The organism is Sorangium sp. So ce1153, from assembly GCF_051521595.1.
Classification (GTDB): domain Bacteria; phylum Myxococcota_A; class Polyangia; order Polyangiales; family Polyangiaceae; genus Sorangium.
The window spans coordinates 3,731,999-3,749,512 of record NZ_CP150361.1; the positions used below are offsets into that span (position 1 = coordinate 3,731,999).

General features: G+C 73.0%; 11 protein-coding genes. 7 read left to right on the top strand and 4 right to left on the bottom strand.

Translation table 11 applies throughout. From position 1 onward, the window contains the following. The first annotated feature begins 269 nt into the window (after nt 1-269). From WME85_RS13250 to WME85_RS13280, 7 genes are all read left to right on the top strand, one after another. Nucleotides 270-5,018 (top strand): copper oxidase, encoded by a 4,749-nt coding sequence (locus WME85_RS13250; RefSeq protein ID WP_437842286.1) that lies wholly within the window; start codon nt 270-272, stop codon nt 5,016-5,018. Continuing rightward, on the top strand, nt 5,015-7,126 hold the full coding sequence (locus tag WME85_RS13255) for a YncE family protein (RefSeq protein ID WP_437838234.1): 2,112 nt from the start codon (nt 5,015-5,017) through the stop codon (nt 7,124-7,126). The genes WME85_RS13250 and WME85_RS13255 overlap by 4 nt, the downstream gene beginning before the upstream one ends. Further along, nucleotides 7,123-7,752, top strand: a complete 630-nt coding sequence (locus tag WME85_RS13260; RefSeq protein ID WP_437838236.1) for an SCO family protein — start codon at nt 7,123-7,125, stop codon at nt 7,750-7,752. Before WME85_RS13255 ends, WME85_RS13260 begins: the two co-directional genes overlap by 4 nt. A gap of 7 nt (nt 7,753-7,759) precedes the next feature. Next, entirely contained in the window at nt 7,760-7,921 is a 162-nt protein-coding gene (locus WME85_RS13265; RefSeq protein ID WP_437838238.1) for a hypothetical protein, read from the top strand. After that, nucleotides 7,914-9,539, top strand: a complete 1,626-nt coding sequence (locus tag WME85_RS13270; RefSeq protein ID WP_437838241.1) for a cytochrome c/ABC transporter substrate-binding protein — start codon at nt 7,914-7,916, stop codon at nt 9,537-9,539. The genes WME85_RS13265 and WME85_RS13270 overlap by 8 nt, the downstream gene beginning before the upstream one ends. 522 nt (nt 9,540-10,061) lie before the next feature. Then, nucleotides 10,062-10,721 (top strand): hypothetical protein, encoded by a 660-nt coding sequence (locus WME85_RS13275; protein ID WP_437838243.1) that lies wholly within the window; start codon nt 10,062-10,064, stop codon nt 10,719-10,721. A gap of 214 nt (nt 10,722-10,935) precedes the next feature. Continuing rightward, entirely contained in the window at nt 10,936-12,162 is a 1,227-nt protein-coding gene (locus tag WME85_RS13280) for a TCR/Tet family MFS transporter (protein ID WP_437838246.1), read from the top strand. 45 nt (nt 12,163-12,207) lie between these two features. Here WME85_RS13280 and WME85_RS13285 read toward each other — a convergent pair whose 3' ends face one another. From WME85_RS13285 to WME85_RS13300, 4 genes are all read right to left on the bottom strand, one after another. Next, nucleotides 12,208-13,491 (bottom strand): alpha/beta hydrolase family protein, encoded by a 1,284-nt coding sequence (locus WME85_RS13285; protein WP_437838249.1) that lies wholly within the window; start codon nt 13,489-13,491, stop codon nt 12,208-12,210. A 309-nt stretch (nt 13,492-13,800) separates the two neighbouring features. Then, nucleotides 13,801-14,958 carry a hypothetical protein gene (locus WME85_RS13290; RefSeq protein WP_437838252.1) on the bottom strand — a complete coding sequence of 386 codons (1,158 nt, stop codon included), beginning with the start codon at nt 14,956-14,958 and terminating at the stop codon, nt 13,801-13,803. 312 nt (nt 14,959-15,270) lie between these two features. Continuing rightward, entirely contained in the window at nt 15,271-16,656 is a 1,386-nt protein-coding gene (locus WME85_RS13295; protein ID WP_437838255.1) for an aspartate kinase, read from the bottom strand. Further along, nucleotides 16,653-17,510, bottom strand: coding sequence for a class I fructose-bisphosphate aldolase (locus tag WME85_RS13300; protein ID WP_437838258.1), 858 nt, complete (start codon nt 17,508-17,510; stop codon nt 16,653-16,655). Before WME85_RS13300 ends, WME85_RS13295 begins: the two co-directional genes overlap by 4 nt. Between the last annotated feature and the right edge of the window lie 4 nt (nt 17,511-17,514).

The following is a 17,514-nucleotide window of genomic DNA, read 5'->3' on the forward strand; positions in this document are numbered from 1 at the left end:
ACGGGATGGCCCGGACAGAGGGCGCGCGCCGCGCAGGTCGCGTGTTTGTTCCGGGCAGCGCATGACCGGAGTCCTGAAGTCTGCGTATTTTCGAGAAGATTCTTGACCTAAGAGGAATGCAGAGACAAATCTTCAATCCTGCTGGCGGATACCGGCAGAGCGCGCGGCGTCCGACCTTCGGCTTATCTCATCATGACGCTCGGACGGCCGTCGTCCGAGGCGAATGCCCCCTTCGAAGCGCTGATGGGGGAAGGGAGAGACTCGTGGTGATGAGGCTGTTCCGGCTGCTCGGGGGGGCAGCGGTGGCGATCGCCGCCGCTGGATGCTCGGACCTCGACAAGGCGCCCGCCGAGGAGGGCGTGGCGCAGATCGAGGAGGCGGTGACTGACGGCACCGACGCGCCCGCGTCGGGGAAGACCATCTTCGCCGACGTCGTGGCGATCGATCAGATGCTCGTTTATGACCGGTTCGGCGCGTTCACCCCTGGAGGCATGATCTACGCTCTCCGGCGGGACGTCGCGGCCATCGATCCGGCGCAGCCCATCGGCCCCGGCAACGCCAGGCTGCGGCCGGGCAAGCGCCCGAGGCCGCTCGTCCTGCGGGTGAGCGCCGGCGACTCGCTGTTCATCTCCTTCACGAACTGGCTCAAGCCCGACGGCGCGTCGCTGCCGGATCTCTCTCCGACCACGCGGCGCGCCTCGATTCACGTGGTCGGGCTCCAGATGCAGAGCCTCGACGCGCTCGGAGGGAACGTCGGGCAGGACGAGAGCGCCCTGGCCGCGCCCGGCGAGTCGCGCACCTACCGGCTCTTCGCCGGCCGCGAGGGCACGTTCCTCATGCACAGCGCGGGCTCCATGGCCGGCGCGGACGGCGTCGGCCGGCCGCTCCGGCAGATCGCGCAGGGGCTTTTCGGCGCCGTCCACGTCGAGCCGAGGGGCGCGGTCGCGTACCGATCGCAGGTCACGGCCGCCGAGCTCCAGGCCGCGTCCCTGGACCCCCCGAACCCGGACGGCACGCCGCGCATCGACTACGACGCGGTCGACGCGTCCGGCGAGCCGATCCTGAGGATCATCAACGACGACGGAGAGATCGTGCACGGCGATCTCAACGCGATCATCGCTGGCTTCCACGAGACCGAGGCCGGAACCCCGGTGTCCGAGGATCAGGGCTATTTCCGCGAGTTCACGGTCCTGTTTCACGACGATCTTGGCGGTGTGCAGCCCTTCCCCGAGCTGCGCACGCCGCTCTACCATGGCGTGCGCAGCGGCTTCGGCATCAACTACGGCGCGGCCAGCCTGGGCGCCGCCGTCCTCGCCAAGAAGAACAAGATCGGCCCGAGCAAGGACTGCGCGGAGTGCAAGTTCGAGGAGTTCTTCCTGAGCTCGTGGACCAACGGGGACCCGGCGCTCAACGTCGAGTTCGAGATCGGGGAGGACGGGACCAGGAGGGCGGCCCGCGCCCTGTACCCGGACGACCCCTCCAACGTGTCGCACGGATACGTCGGCGATCCGGTCCGCATCCGGAACCTGCACGCCGGCCCCACCGAGACGCACGTGTTCCACGTCCACGGCCACCAGTGGCTGCGATCGCCGGGCGACGAGGACAGCTCGTACATCGACTCCCAGACCATCGGCCCGAGGGCCGCGTACACCTACGACATGACGTACGGCGGCGGCGGCAACCGAAACCTCACGGCGGGCGACGCCATCTACCACTGTCACCTGTATCCCCATTTCGTGCAGGGCATGTGGGGTATCTGGCGCAGCCATGACGTCTTCGAGTCGGGCACGCCGGACCGGTCGCTCCCGGACGGCGAGATCGCGGCGGGCACGCCGACGCCCGCCGTCGTGCCCCTCCCGGGCGCGGCGATGCCCCCGATGCCGACCTACGAGCCGACGACGGTCACGCTGCCCGGCGGAGGCAAGGTGACGCGCCCGCCGATGGCCGGATACCCCTTCTACATCGCCGGCCTCCGCGGGCACCGGCCGCCGCAGCCGCCGCGCGACATCGAGCACGACGGCGGGCTGCCGCGCCACCTCATCACCAGCGTCCCGCCGGGCGGCGCGGAGACCGGCGCGCGCGGCGACTTCGACGTGCAGCTGAGCCAGGCCAACGTGAAGCTGCTGCCCAACGACGGCACCCCGGCGGAGGTCGCGGCCAGCGCGTTCCACGCGGGCGCCTTCCCGGGCGCCGTGCCGGCCACGACGCGCTACGGCTTCCCGGCGAAGGGCTATCCGGCCTTCACCCCGGAAGGCGACCCGGCGCTCTTCCTCGTGAACGGGCAGCCCCCGGCGCCGGGCGCGCCCTACGCCGACCCCTGCCCGCCGGGCGCGCCGGTGCGCACCTACCGCGCCGCCTACGTCCAGATCGACGCCACCGTGAACCGCGCCGGCTGGCATGACCCGCAGACGCGCACGATCGTCCTCGAGGGAGATTACGAGTCCACCCTCGACGGCACGCGGCCGCCGGAGCCGCTCTTCATCCGCGCCCAATCCGGCGAGTGCGTGGTCTTCCACGCCACGAACGCCATCCCGGACGCGCTCGAGGCGGACGACTTCCAGATGTTCACGCCGACCGACGTCATCGGCCAGCACATCCACCTCGTGAAGTTCGATCTCACCTCGTCGGACGGCGCGGCCAACGGCTTCAATTACGAGGACGGGACGCTCGCCGCGCAGGAGGTGGTGGCGCGCATCAACGCGGCCAACGCCCTCGGCGGCGCCCTGGCCGCCGACGGCACCCTCGGCGAGTCGGGCGCGCGCGTCACCCTCACGGCGGCGCGGCACCCGCGCCTGTCCGGCGCGCCGCTCGGGGCGCAGACCACGACGCAGCGCTGGTGGGCCGATCCGATCGTGACCTCGTCGGGGAAGGATCGCGCCCTCGGCACGGCCTTCACCCATGACCACTTCGCCGCCTCCTCGCACCAGCACCACGGCCTCTATGCGGCGCTTGTCGTCGAGCCGGCCGGGTCGAGCTGGCGCGACCCGGAGACGGGGCACCTCTTTGGCGCGCGCGACGACGGCGGGCCGACGAGCTACCGCGCCGACATCCTGTTCCCGCGCGACGACGGCCGGCCGCCCTTCCGCGAGTTCAACCTGAGCTTCGCCGATTACGCCATCGTCTACGACGAGTGCGGCAGGCCGGTGAACCCGCCGGCCACCCAGGCGGCGCCGCTGCCGACGGCGATCGTCCATGGGGGGCTCCTCCGCGAGCCGATCTCCTGGCGCGATCCGGGCGGGGGGGTCATCAATTACAGGAACGAGCCGATCCCGCTCCGGATCGCCGAGCGCAGCTGCGCGACGGGCGAGGCGGTCCAGAAGAGCGGCGCCGCCGGCGACATGCACCACGTCTTCAGCTCGGCGCAGCACGGCGACCCGTTCACGCCGCTGCTCCGCGCCTACGCGGGGGACCGCACGCTGCTCCGCCTGACCCAGGGCGCGCACGCGGAGCAGCACGTCTTCTCCATGCACGGGTGGAAGTGGCTCAAAGAGGCGTCCGATCCCGACAGCGGCTTCTCGAACGGGCAGCCGATCGGCGCCTCGGAGCAGATGGACCTCGCCCTCGACGCGGCGCCCCTCTTCGGGAGGAACAAGGCCGGCAACGCGGACTATCTGTACGAGATCGCGACGTCGGACGACCGCTGGGAGGGGCTGTGGGGCATCCTTCGCGTCCACGGCGCGCCGACCCCGGACCTCCTGCCGCTCCCGGGCGCGCCGTCGAGGGGCCGCGACGAGGACGTGCGGGTGTGCCCGCCGAACGCGACGGTGCGGAAGTACGTCGTCCACGCGATCGCCGCGAAGGGCAACCTGCCGGGCGACCGCCTCACCTACAACGCGGAATACGGGCTCTACGACCCCGACGCCATCCTGTTCGTCCTCAAGGAGGATCTGAAGGCCGTCCGGAAAGGCGAGCGCGGGCCGGAGCCGCTCGTCCTGCGCGCGGCGGCCGGCGAGTGCGTCGAGGTCACGCTCGTCAACGAGCTGCCCAAGGACCCGCCGAAGACGCCCCACTGGAACTACAACCCTCCCATCGTCGAGGGGTTCAACGTCAACCAGGTGAGGACGTCGAACCACGTCTCGCTGCACGCGCAGCTCGTGGCCTCCGACGTCGCGCAGAGCGACGGCGCGAACGTGGGCCAGAACGGCGACCAGACGGTCGCGCCGGGGAAGTCGCGCAAATACGTGTGGTACGCCGGCGACGTCTCCGTGACGCCCGACGGCGACGTCCGGTGGCAGCCCGTCGAGTTCGGCGCGATCAACCTGACGGACATGGCGGACGTGGTGAACCACGGCATGCACGGCGCGATCGGCGCGCTGATCGTCGAGCCGGAGGGCGCCGTCTGGTACACGAAGCCGGCCGCGCGCGCGGCCGCCCAGGTGAAGTACAAGGACGCGACCGGCGCCGAGCGGTGGTTCCGCGAGATCGTGCTCTTTTATCAGGACGAGGTCGCCCTGCACTCCGATGATCCGGCGTTCCAGTGCGCGGACCCGTCCCTCAACTGCGGGACCGCCCTCCGGAACATCGTCGGCGACGTCGACGCGGACGGCACCGGCCACAAGGCGTTCAACTACCGCACCGAGCCGATCTGGGCGCGGCTCGGGGTGCGCCCGGAGAAGCGGCTCGGCGAGATCGCCGGCCTCGATCTCAGCTCCATCTTCAGCTCGGCGGAGCACGGCGATCCGGCGACGCCGATCTTCACGGTGGGGGTCTACGACACCTTGCGCGTCCGCGTGCTGCAACCTTCGGGGCACCGGCGGCAGCACTCCTTCAGCCTCTGGGGAGCGGAGTGGGCGCACAACCCGTGGGCGCAGGGCTCGGGCTCCCGCGTGATGGGCCAGAACCCGGCGTCGTTCGTGATCGGCGCGCAGGGCGGCATCGGCCCCATGACCGCCTGGAACGTGAACCCCTTCTTCAGGGCAGGAGGGAAGTTCGAGAAGCCCGGCGACCGGCTCTACCTCGATCAGCCGAGCGTCCCGCTCTCCGGCGGGCTCTGGGGCATCGTGCGGGTCACGCCGTGAGCGCGACGAGGGCACGCCGCGCGCTCGTCGCGCTGGGCATCTGCCCGGCGCTCCTCGGCTGCGGCCGGGGGGCGCCTCCCCCGCCCTCGCGCGCCGAGGCCGCGTCGCCGGCCGGGCCGGGGGCGGCGCAGCCGGAGGCGGCGCCCTCGCCAGCGAGCCGGGTCGAGCGGGATGGCGTGTCCATCGCGTTCACCCTGCGCGCCCTGGAGGGGGACGCGCCCCGCGTCGGCGCCGCCCCGGCCGCGGGGGCCGCCGCGGCCCCGGCGTTCACCGACGCCGTGGCCGAGTTCACCCTCCGCGACGCGACGACCGGCGCCCCGGTGCGCGGCCTGTCGCCGCTCGGGTGGATGTCGCGCCGCGGGGCCGGGGGAGCGGCCGGCCCGTCCGGCGGGGGCCCCGCGGGCGCGCTCGACGCCGCGCCGGACGAGGCGGGCTGCCGCGCGAAGATCAAGACCTTCATGGCAGGCCTCCTGTCCGTGCGTCCGGAGGTGGACATGAACGCCTACTTCCTCTGGACCCTCAACCGGGACAGCACCCTCTCGGTCATCAACCCGCAGGTCGCCCTCGGCAGGACGAAGCTCCGGAGCGTCGTCAGCCTCGCGGGCCCCGGCGTCTCGCTGGCGCTCCACCCCGATCGGGACCGCCTCTACGTCACGCTCCGGGGCGGGCGGGGCCTCGCCGTCGTCGATACGCGGCGAGCCCTCGTCAAGGCGAACGTCCCTGTCGGGGAGGAGCCGACAGGGGTCGCCGTCGCCCCGGATGGCCGCACCGTCTGGGTGGGCAACGACGGCGACGGCACGGTCAGCGTGGTCGACGCGCGCTCGACCGACGTGCTGCGGACGCTCCGCGTCGGCCCGGGCCACCACGAGATCGCCTTCGCCGACGGCGGTCGCGCCGCCTGGATCACGAGCCAGCGCGGCGAGGCGGTGGCCGTGGTGGACGTCGCCACGCTCGAGCCGCTCGGGGAGGTCGCCGTCGGCGAGGGCGCCGTCTCCATCGCGGCGAGCGACGAAGCGGGCGTGGTCTACGTCGCGAACGCGGAGCGCGCCGAGGTGACGATCCTCGACCCGGCGCGCCGGACCGTGGCCGGGCGCGTCCCGCTGAAGCCGGGGCTCGGCGCCGTCCGGTTCGATCCGCGGGGGCGCTTCGCCTTCGCGCTGAACCCGGCCGCGAACGAGGTCTCCCTGCTCGACGCCTCGACGGGCGCCGTGGCGCACACCCTCTCCGGGTTCGCGGCGCCGGACGCGGTGACGTTCACCGACGCCTTCGCCTACGTCCGCAACCGCGGCGCGGCCAGGGTCTCGCTCATCGATCGGGCGGGGCTCGGCGGCCCGGCGGTCCCCCCGGTCGTCCACGTCGCGGTGGGCCAGGAGGCGCCCGCTCGGGCGCGCCCGGAGCCGCCAGGGCAGGGCGGGCTCGTCGCGGCGATCGCCCCCATGCCCGAGGGCAACGGCGCGGTCGTCGCGAGCCCGGCCGACAGGGCCCTCTACTTCTACGTGGAGGGCATGATGGCCCCGATCGGCACCTTCTCGAACTACGGCCGCGAGCCGACGGCGGTCCTCGTCGAGGATCGCTCGCTCAAGGAGGTGCGGCCGGGCGTCTACGCGACCACGGTGCGGCTCGGCGCGGAGGGCCTCCACGACGTCGCGCTGCTCCTCGACCGCCCCCGCGCGGCGGTGTGCCTCGAGGCGACCGTGGCGCCGGCGCGCTGCCCGGCGGGCGCGCCGTACGCTGGCGAGGACGGCTGCGGCGGCGGCCCGGCGCCGGACGTCGCGCTGGAGCCGCTGTTCGAGCCCGACCTGCGCCTCGAGGCCGGCGCGCCGGCGACGCTCCGCTTCCGCACGACCGCGAAGGCGGGGGCGCCCGCGATCGACGCCAAGGAGATGGAGATCATGATCGTTCGATTCCCTGCTGGATACCGCTGGAGCGGCGCGCCTCGGCCCGAGGGGGACGGCGTCTTCTCGGTCGCGTTCACCCCGCCCGAGCCGGGCGAGTACCGCGTCCTCGCTGCCGCCCCGCGGCGCGGCGTGACCCTCGGCGCGGTGCCGTTCGTCCCGCTGCGGGTGCGCCCGCGCCGCGCGGGCGCTCCCGACGGAGGCGCGCGATGAAGCCCGGCGCGGCCCTCGCCGCGGTCGCCCTCGCGCTCTCGCTCGCGTCGCCCGCGCCCGCCGGGGACAAGGCGCCGGGCGCCGGGGACAAGGCGCCTCGCGTGGAGCGCATGAAGCTCGGCGGCACCGCGCGCGAGGACGACGCCGCCGCGGAGAAGTACTTCACCAACACCGAGCTCGTCGACCAGAACGGCCGCTCGCACCGGTTCTACGAGGGGCTGCTGCGGGGCCGGAAGGTGCTCATCAACTTCGCCTTCACCTCGTGCAAGGGCGCCTGCCCCACGATGACGGCCAACCTCGCGCGCGTGCAGGAGCTGCTCCGGGCCCGCGGAGAGCGGGTGACGATCCTGACGATCACGGTCGACCCGGAGAACGACACGCCGGCCGCGCTGAAGGAGTACGCCGCGAAGTTCAGGGCGGGGGAGGGCTGGTACTTCCTGACCGGCACGCCCGCGAACGTCGCCGCGGTGCTGCGGCGCCTCGGCGGCGAGGTGCGCCGACCCGACGAGCACACGATGACGCTGCTCGTCGGCGACACGTCGACCGGCATGTGGCTGAAGACGCTCGCCACCGAGCGGCCGGAGACCCTCGCGTACATCGCCCAGCACCTCGACGACCCGCAGTGACGCCGGCATGCGCGCTCCCTCGTTCCCTGCGCTCAGGACCCTGCTCCTCGCCGGCGCGCTCGCCGCCGCCGCGTGCGGCCGCGAGGCCTGCACCACCATCCGCCTGGCCGAGGAGGTCCGGGCCTTCCTCTCGCTACGGCCGGCTGCGCGGGGCGACCGCGGTGGCTAGCCCGAGGGCGTGGCTCGGCCTCCTGGCCCTCCCGCTCGCCGTGGGGCTGTGCGCGGCCGCGCTGCGGGCGCCCGGCGGCGCCTCCGTCGACGCGCGCGCGCACGCGGCTGCGCCGCGCGCGCGCGCAGCCGGCGGGGCCGCGTGCGCCGAGCTCACGCCGGGCGCCCTGCGCGGCAAGCGCATCTACCAGCGAGGCGCGACCGCCGACGGCCAGTCCATCGAGGGCGCGATCGCGGACGGGGCCGCGTCGCTCTCGGGCCGCGAGGCCGCCTGCGCCGGCTGCCACGGGCCGAGCGGGCAGGGGACGGCCGAGGGGGGCGTCGAGGCGCCGGCGATCGCGCCCGAGCGGCTGTTCGCGACCGACCGCGGGCGGGGCCCGTACACCGTCGAGGCGCTCGCGGGCGTCCTCCGCGAGGGGCGCGCGCCCGCGGGCCGGCGGCTGCACCCGGTGATGCCGCGCTACCGCCTGACGGACGCGGAGCTGTCGGATCTCGCGGACTACCTCGCCTGCGTCGGGCGCGACCTGGATCCAGGCGTCACGGAGGGCTCGGTGGCGCTGGGCGCCGCGCTGCCGCTGACGGGGCCGGCCGCGCCCGTGGGCGTCGCCGTGCGCGACGTGCTCTCGGCGGCGTTCGCCGAGGTGAACGCGCAGGGCGGCGTCTACCGGCGGAGGCTCGCGCTCCGCGTCGAGGACAGCGGCGGGCCGGCGGGCGAGGCCGGCGCGACGGCGCGCCTCCTGGACCGGGGCGTGCTGGCGCTGGTGGGGAGCGTCTGGAGCGCGGATCCGGCGGTGAGAGCGCGGCTCTCGGACGAGCGGGCGCCGCTCGTGGGGCCGATCGGGGCGGGGGTGACGACGGGCGACGACGTGGTGTTCCACGTGCAGCCGGGGCCGGACGTGCTGGCCCGCGTGGCGGTCACGCACCTCGCTGACGCGCCGTCGAGCGCGGCGGCGGTCGTGCTGGTGGTGCACACGCGGGACCGCGCCGGCGAGGCCTGGGCGTCGGGCGCCCGCCGAGAAGCCGAGCGGCGCGGCCTCGCGGCGCCGGCGGTGCTTTCCTTCGGGCCAGGGCGCCTCTCTCCGCGCGAGGTCGCCGTCGCGGCGCGGGCGCACAGGGCGCGGGCGGTCCTCTTCTGGGGTCCCGGCGCGGACCTCGCGGGCGCCCGCGCGGGGCTCGACGACGCTGGCTCCGCCGCGCCGATCTATGCGTCGCTCGGGTCGGTCGCCGAGCACACCGGGGCGCTTCCCCGCCACCTCCCCGGCCGCGTGCTGTTCCTGTACGCCGGCCCGCTGGGAGAGCGGGCCCGGGCGTCGGGGGACGCGCTGCGGGTCTTCCTGCGCCGGGCTGGCGTGGCGCCAGGTCCGCTCGGGGCGCAGGCGAGCGCCTACGTCGCGGCGCAGATCGCGATCGAGGCGCTGAAGCGGACCGGCACCCACGCGACGCGGGAGGAGCTGATTGCGGCGCTCGAGCGGCTGCGCGACTTCGACGCCGGCCCGGCCCCGCCCGTGACCTTCGCCCGGAACCGGCGGATCGGCGTCCTCGGAGCGAGCCTCGTCGAGCTGGATCCGGCGACGGGCGCGGTGGCGCGAGCGTCGGCGTGGATCGACGTTGTCCCGTGATGTCTCTCCGCGCCGGCGGAGCTCTCACGGACAGCCCATGGCAGCGTGCGTGACGGCCCCGTGGCAGCGTGCGTGACAGCACGGCAGCGTGCGTGACAGCACGGGAGCGCGCCGAGGCGCGTAGTGGCGGAGGCGCGTAGTGGCGGAGTCGCGTAGTCACGGACGGCGCGTCCGCTCCGGCCGTAGGTGCGGTGACCTCCTGTTCGTCGTCTTGACTTCACGGTGCGCGCGGGTAGACCTTCATCTGCCTTCGCTTGGGCAACGGCTCCGGAGTGAGCCGCACGGGCTCACGACGCGGGCAGGGCAAGAGGGGCGTCGAGCTCAGCTCACGGGGAGCCGCGGCTCGGCCATCGCGCGGCGCGTGCTTCCGGGCTGGTTTCCGGTATTCGCCGGTGGTCCGCCCGCGGCCTCGCGCCCGTGTGCGGGCTGTGTTCCTTCGAGCCAGGTTGGTCGTGGGAGAGAGGTCGAGCCGGCGCAGATGGCAACTCGTCGGTGCCCGCTCCGACCGTTCAGGAGGACATCATGAGCGATCGCAGAAGCAGCGTCCATTACAGCATGTTCGTCGCGCTGGCGGGTATCGGCGTCGCCGCGACGATGAGCGGGTGCGGGCTGGGACAGCCGGAGCAGCCGGGAGAAGAAGAAGAGCTCTTCGGAACGGCGGACGGCGCCGTGCGCAGGACGTCAGAGCTCAAGGCGGATCTCACGATGCCAGATGAATGTCTGGCCACCTGGCCGGGGGCGACGCGGCCCACCGGCAAAGCCACCTTCCGGTTCATCACGGACACCGCGAGGCGTAGCTTCGCCCAGCTGGTCACCCTCAACGATCTCCACGTGCTGCCGAACATGCGGCTCGTGTTCACGACGGGGGACATCCGCAAGGGGGCGCCCGGCGACACCAGCGAGCCGCCGCTGCTCGTCGGCTCGCTCTCCGAGGCGACGGACGGGCCGGCGGTCGGGGAGCCGCCGGGGACCTTCATCGCCGACGCCGCAGGCGACGGGCGGATAGGCTTCGGATACAGCATGACGGAGGCCGCCACCATGAGCCTGAAAGCCCTGGCTCAACAGGTCAAGTATGAGCCAGATAAACACTATATCGATCTGCGCACCGACAAGTGCCCGAACGGCTTCATGTCCGGCACCTTCAGGTATCCGGAGGCGAGCGACTATCCGGGTGGCTTCTAGCGCTGCCGCCCAGATCTCCTGTCTGGCGCGGTGACCGGCGCCTCGCCGCGGCTCTGCGGACGGCGAGGCGCGTCCGGCGGGGACGCCGGGAGAGCGACGGTGAGCTCCTGGACGCTCCCGGCGCCCTTTCGGGCCCTCTCCGGGGCCGAGGTCTTTTTTTCTCCTCGAGACAAGGCCGAGGACGCGGTCCTCGGCGTCGCTGTGAGCACACCCCATGCATCGAGATCGCAACGCCAGCGTCGCCTTCATCCTGGTCACCATCCTGCTCGACACACTGGGTGTGGGCGTGATGCTCCCGGTGCTGCCGAAGCTCGTGAGCAGCTTCTTCGGGAGCGATCTCGCCGCTGCGTCGCGGTATTACGGCGCCTTCGTGGCGGTGTACGCCGCGATGCAGTTCCTCTTCGCGCCCGTCCTCGGCGGGCTGAGCGACCGCTTCGGGCGCCGCGTCGTGATCCTGGGCTCGCTGCTCGGCGCCGCGCTCAACTACGTGCTCCTCGCGGTCGCGCCGGGGCTCGGCTGGCTCTATTTCGGGCGGATCGTCGCGGGGATCACCGGCGCGAGCTTCTCGGCGGCGAGCGCGTACATCGCCGACATCACGCCGCCGGGGCGGCGCGCGCAGGGCTTCGGGCTCGTCGGCGCCGCGTTCGGGCTCGGGTTCGTCATCGGGCCGGCGCTCGGCGGGCTGCTCGGCGACGTGCACCTGCGCCTGCCGTTCGCCGTCGCGGCCGGGCTCAACCTGCTCAACTTCGCCTATGGCGCGCTCGTGCTCCCCGAGTCGCTCCCGCGCGAGAGCCGCCGCCCCTTCTCCCTGCGTCGCGCCAACCCGCTCGCGTCGCTCGCGAGCCTCGGGCGGTCTCCGGTCGTCCTCGGCCTCACGGCGACGCTGGTGTGCAGCTACCTGGCGCAGCAGGTCCTTCAGGGCGTGTGGGCGCTGTTCACGGAGGACCGCTTCGGCTGGCGGCCGTTCGAGATCGGGGTGTCGCTCGCGGTCGCGGGCCTCGGCATGGCCGTCGTGCAGGGGGGGCTGGTCCGCCTCGTGATGCCGCGCCTCGGCGAGCGCCGATGCCTGGAGCTCGGGCTCGCGGTCGGCGTGGTGAGCTTCGCGGGCTTCGGCCTGGCGGAGAGCGGGCTCGCCATGTACGCGCTCATCCTGCCGAACGCGCTCGGGGGCATCGCGGCGCCGGCCACGCAGGCGCTCATCTCCAGGGAGGTCGGCCCGTCCGGGCAGGGCGCGCTGCAGGGCTCGCTGGCCAGCCTGGCGAGCCTGACCGCCGTCGCCGGCCCGGTGCTCGGCGGCAGCCTGTTCGCGCGCTTCTCGCCCGCCACGGCCGCCCCCCACCTCCCCGGCGCGCCGTTCTTCGCCGCCGCCTGCATCAACGCCGCCGGCCTCGCGCTCGCGCTGTGGATGTCGGCGCGCCGCCCTGCCGCCGCGGAGCGCTGAGCCGGACCGGCCGCGCGCGTCGCGCGCCGGCGGCCGGCCGCCTGCTCAGCGCTTCGTCTGGACGTGTACGTCCTGCGCCTCCTCGGCGAGCTCGCGGATCAGGCGGCGATTCACCGCTTCCCGTCCCTTCAGGCTCGCCTCGAGGTGCGCCAGGGTCGCTGCCCGGGCCAGCTTGAGCTGCCGTGTCGCTCCCATGGTCTGGGTATACCGCTGGCTGCAGAGGGGCGTGCAGCCCGTCGGGTCGAACGCGCCGGGCCCGACGCCGTTGATGATGCCCGCCGCGAGCGCCGCGCCGCCTCTCCCCGGGCCGGCGCTCAGCAGCCGCGCGCACTCCAGCGTATCGGTGTTCGCCACGAACGGCGTCTCCCGGTCCATGAACCCGCTGTGGGTCCCGCCCGTGAGCTCGACCAGCGTCACTGGCGCCGGCGCGTTCTCGAAGACGCGCCTCGGCCCCGCGATGGGCACCAGCTCGTCCGACGTCCCCGACAGGATCAGCGCCGGCAGCGGGCGGGTGTAGATCGCCGCTCCCAGGAAGCACGACAGGGGGGCCATGGCGACGACGGCCTGGATGCCCTCGATCTTCAGGACGGGGTGATAAGCGGCCAGCAGCGCGGTGAGCCCTCCCGCGGAAAGGCCCATGACGCCCCGGCGCTCCGGATCGACGGCTTCCCCGAGATCCGCGTCGTCGCCGCCGAGCGCCGCCACCTGACGCATCACGAACGCGAGGTCCGCGGGCTGATTGGGGACGTCCCCGATCGTGGGCCCTCCCGGTGCGTTCCCGTTCGTGAGCGGGAGCAGCGGCTCCACGGTGATGTAGCCGTGCGTGGCCAGGTGCTCGGCGAAGAAGCGAGCGTTGTCGCCCAGGCTCGTGAGCCCGTGCGCGTACGCGAGCAGCGGAAACGGCCCTCCGCATGCGACCGGCGCGCGTTCGCCCGGAGGTGGAGATGCGGCCATGAGGCGGCGCGCGGGATACCAGACCCGCGCGGGCAGCGTCCTGCTCGGCGCCCCGGGGAAGGTGTCGTTGGGCGGCGTCGGGCGCGTGTCGTCCACGAAGACGAAGTCGCGCGTCGCGAACCCGTACGGGCCGTCCTCCGCGAGCGCCTCCAGCTTGGCGGATCTCTCCTGGCCCGATCCGGGCTGGGCGCAGCGCTCCTCGTGCGCGCCGGTGATCGGCGAGGCGGCTTCCCCCTGCTCCGCCGCGATCGAGGACACGGCGTCTCCCGGCGCCGTCGACTCCAGACAGCCGCCCGTGACGGCGCCCAGCCCGAGGCCGAGCGCCACGAGCAGCCGGCTGCGTTCCAGAACCCTGGTTGATCGGTGGTGTGTCATGTTCCCCCCGCGTGTTCTTGCTATTGCGCTGAAAGTGGCAATTGAGGATTGTGCGCTCCGTGCGGGGGAAACGCAATGTGCGCTGCGCAGATCGATGTGTCGACGTGAGAAGACTTGGTCCTGCTGGGCCGGATACGCCGATCTGACACGAACGGCGCTTCTCACCGCTCGAGTCGCGGCGGCGCCGTCCTGGGTACGAGCTTTATGTCACCGACAGCCGATGTCGTGGAGCGCGCCCGGCGAGGGCGATCCGGAGGCGGCGCCGCTCTCCGCGCCTCGAGCGGAGGGGGCGCCGGCGCGCCCACCGGATCAGGGGTCGCCGACCTGGTTGTCGACGAGGTAGGCGCCGCCGTGGCGGGGCACGGCGCCGGTCACCGTGCGGTTCGTCGCCCAGGACGGCTCGACGGGCTCCAGCTTCCATTCCTGCGTGACACCCCGCCGCTCGTGAGAGGCCGTGCCCGTCACGAGGTCTGCGTGCTCGTCGAGAGACACCGAGAAGCGACCGGGGGTGGATAGATCCAGCGTGAGGCCCGCGGAGGGCGGGGGAGGCGCGGAGTGGTCATCACCCCGGCGGCCGGTGACCCGGACCGAGCGGAGCTCGATCCCCCGCCCCACGCGCTCCGCCGTCAGGACCTCCTCGGTCAGGGCAGGCGACGTGGTGGTCTTGCGGATCGTGAGCTCGCGCCCATCGACGGCGAGGATCTCGTAGAGATGGAGATTGGCGAGGTGGTCCTGGTACACCCAGTACTCTCCCGGCTCGAAGCGGCCCGGCGCGCTGAGCAGATCGAGCTCCAGGCGCCCGGCGCGAAAGACACCGATGCGGAAGTCCCTCGTGTAGAAGCCCCCCGGGACGCCCGGCGCCGGTCCGGCCAGCGGGAAGAGCACGCCATCGATGGTCAGCGCCGTCGCGTCGCCGGCGGCAGCGCTCGCGCTGGCCCACATGAGGGGCAGGGAGGCGCCCGCGGCGTGCTCGCCGGGGTTGATGAAGCCCCCTAGCTCGGGCGCCGGGGGCGCGGCCCCCTCGAAGTGGAGATCGATGTCCTCGCCCCGGTACGTGGTGAAGCGCAGCCGCAGACTGGGGATCCCGCCCACCGTCCGGACAGCGAAGTCGATGGGGGTGTACACCGCCTGTCGGCCGGCGAAGATCGCCTCCCAGTCGCGGGCGAGCTCGGCGTCGTTGAAGTGATCGATCTGGAGGCCTTCGTGCTGGTAGAGGACCCCCCGGATCAGCGGCGGCTGGCCGTCGCGCAGGGTCACCATGGCCTCGACGGACTCGTAGTCGGGGTGACCGGCGAAGAAGGCGATCACGTGGTGCTCGTGCCGATCGAAGCTGATGAGGAAGGGCTGGACGAGATCGTGCTGGCCGGCCGGGCACGTCGACGGCGTGGCAGGGATCCAGGCAGGGATACCGACGAACAGCCCGAGGACGAGCAGGAACAGCACGAATCGACGTTGGAAGGCAACCATGGATGATCTCCGCTTTCCCGAAGGCACGCGCGCCCGTGCTTCGGTCATGGTGGGGCCTGCTGGCGGGTGGCCGGGCAGACGCAGACGCGCGGGTCGGCCGAGTAGATGCGCCAGCCCGGGTCAGGCAAAGAGGAGTCAGGCCACTGCCGCTGCGATGTCGCGCAGCCGCGCCCTCTGCCGGCGCGGCGCGCGATCGCTCGACAGCGGCCCCGGTCGTCGGCGCGCCCGGCCGCGGAGCGAGGCGGAGGCAGCCGCACCTCCGCCCCGCGGATTCAACGCCACGGCGGCCCCGGCCAGAGCGAGGCGCGACGGTCACTCCTGCGTATCGAAGCCGACGTGCGCGCCGTTCAGTCCGCGCGAGCCGCCCCGGCGGGTCGTGCTCGCGTCGGAGGGCGGCTGGCTCGCTTCCCCGTCAGCCGCTCTCGGCCGCTCGGATGCCGGCGCGAGCTTGAACGCCTCGTGCAGGACGTTGATGGCCTTGTCCGCCATGCCCTCGTCCACGAGGCAGCTGATCCTGAGCTCGTTCACCGCCAGGCCCGACACGGCGATGCCGTGCTGGGTCAAGCTGCGGCACAGGTGAGCGGCGATCCCCGGGTGCGAGCGGATCCCGATACCGACCAGCGACACCTTGGCCAGGCCGCCCAAGGTCCGCATCTTGCCATTGCCCGCGCTCGCCACGAACTGCTCCAGGAGCTGCCGGGCGCGACGCAGCTCCACCGCGGGGAGCGTGAACGCGATGTCCACGCGGCTCCCTTCCGACGTCTCGGCCGGGTGGCAGAGCATGTCCACGCAGACGTTGAGCTCGGCCAGTATCCCCGTCACCTCGGTGATGAGGTCCGGGCGGCACGCCACGCCGACGAGCTCGACCCGCACCTGATCCGTGGTGCACGCCAGCCCCATGAGCGCCTTGCCCTCCAGCGCCCGCTCGCGGTCGACCACCCATGTCCCTTCTTCGTTCGTGAACGAGCTGCGCAAATGCACTGGAACCTGGTACTTCATGGCTATCTCCACGCTGCGCACCTGCAGGACCTTCGCCCCGAGGGACGCGAGCTCGAGCATCTCCTCATAAGGAATCGAGTGAAGCTTCCGGCCGGCCGGGCAGACGCGCGGGTCGGCCGTGTAGATGCCGTCCACATCCGTGTATATCTCGCAGACCTGCGCCCCGAGCGCCGCCGCCATGGCCACCGCCGTGGTGTCGGAGCCGCCGCGGCCCAGGGTGGTGATGTTCCGGGAGTCGTCGACCCCCTGGAACCCGGCGACGACCGCGATCTGCCCGCGCGCGAGCGCCTTGCGGATCGGGCCGTCGTTCACCCCCTGGATGCGCGCCTTGGTGAAGGCGCTGTCCGTGAGCACGGGCAGCTGGTGCCCCAGGAAGGAGCACGCCTTTCCTCCCTCGGCGTGGATGGCGAGCGCCGTCAGCGCGACCGACACCTGCTCTCCCGTCGAGACGATCACGTCGAGCTCCCGGCCGTCCGGGATCGCGAGGACCTCGTGCGCCAGCGACAGGAGGCGGTCTGTCTCCCCGCTCATGGCGCTGACCACGACCACCACGTCGTTGCCCGCGCGCTGGCTCTCGAGCGCGATGCGCGCCACGTTGCGCATGCGATCGACGTTCGCCACCGAGGTCCCGCCGAACTTGGCGACGAGCAGCGGTCGATACCCGCCGCTCGGCCGGATGCTCTCGGGCGATGGGCTCACTCCGCCGCCTCCATCGAGTGGGGCGGCTTGCCGTTCGAGCTGGGGACGGACGACGGCCGGGAGCGCTCGGACGACGGCGCCTCGGGGGCGCCGAAGACCGCCCTCTGGAGCTGGGTGAGGATGGTGGCGGCCGACTCGCGCTGGAAGACGTTGCGCCCGACGCACAGCCCGGTCGCGCCGCGGGTCACGACCTCCTGGGCCAGCCGGGTCATCTCGTCCTCCGAGCGCACCGCGCCGCCCGCGAAGAACACGGAGGTGTGCTCCACGATGCCCGAGAGCAGCGCGTGCACGTGCGGGATCTGCGCGGGCGCCTCCAGCTTGAGGGCGTCCGTCCCGAGCTCCACGCAGGCCCGCATCAGGTGCCGCAGCCGCGACAGGCGGTGCTGATCTCCGTCGCACGGGACCTTGTCGTAGAGCATCGTGAGCACGGGGACCCCGTACTGCTGGGCCTCGTCCACCACCGCTCCGAGCTGCCTCAAGTTGTGCGCGTCGTTTGTCCCGTCGAAGTTGAGCTGCACCGACACCGCGTCAGCGCCGAGGCGCAGCGCCGCCTCCACCGACGTCAGCCGCTCCTTGTGGTTCGGGTGCGGGGCGAGCGACGTCATGCCGTTGAGGTGGATCATGAGGCCCACCCCGCGGATGAGCCCGTAGCTCGCGAGCCGCGCCACCATCCCCTTGTGCGCGATGATCCCCGTGATGCCGGGGTGCCCTATCCAGCGCGCCATCTGCGCCATGCTGTCGAGCCCCTCCACCGGCCCGATCGTGAGCCCGTGATCGATCGGGACGATGATGCCCCGCCCGGTCCTCCGATCCAGAAAGCGCGACCAACGAATCTTCTTCGGAAAGCCATCCATGATG

What these genes read in the sequence shown, in the direction of transcription:
- WME85_RS13250 (WP_437842286.1), top strand. Translation starts at nt 270, where the DNA reads ATGAGGCTGTTCCGGCTGCTCGGGGGGGCAGCGGTGGCGATCGCCGCC.
- WME85_RS13260 (WP_437838236.1), top strand. Translation starts at nt 7,123, where the DNA reads ATGAAGCCCGGCGCGGCCCTCGCCGCGGTCGCCCTCGCGCTCTCGCTC.
- WME85_RS13265 (WP_437838238.1), top strand. Translation starts at nt 7,760, where the DNA reads ATGCGCGCTCCCTCGTTCCCTGCGCTCAGGACCCTGCTCCTCGCCGGC.
- WME85_RS13275 (WP_437838243.1), top strand. Translation starts at nt 10,062, where the DNA reads ATGAGCGATCGCAGAAGCAGCGTCCATTACAGCATGTTCGTCGCGCTG.
- WME85_RS13280 (WP_437838246.1), top strand. Translation starts at nt 10,936, where the DNA reads ATGCATCGAGATCGCAACGCCAGCGTCGCCTTCATCCTGGTCACCATC.
- WME85_RS13285 (WP_437838249.1), bottom strand. Translation starts at nt 13,491, where the DNA reads ATGACACACCACCGATCAACCAGGGTTCTGGAACGCAGCCGGCTGCTC.
- WME85_RS13290 (WP_437838252.1), bottom strand. Translation starts at nt 14,958, where the DNA reads ATGGTTGCCTTCCAACGTCGATTCGTGCTGTTCCTGCTCGTCCTCGGG.
- WME85_RS13300 (WP_437838258.1), bottom strand. Translation starts at nt 17,510, where the DNA reads ATGGATGGCTTTCCGAAGAAGATTCGTTGGTCGCGCTTTCTGGATCGG.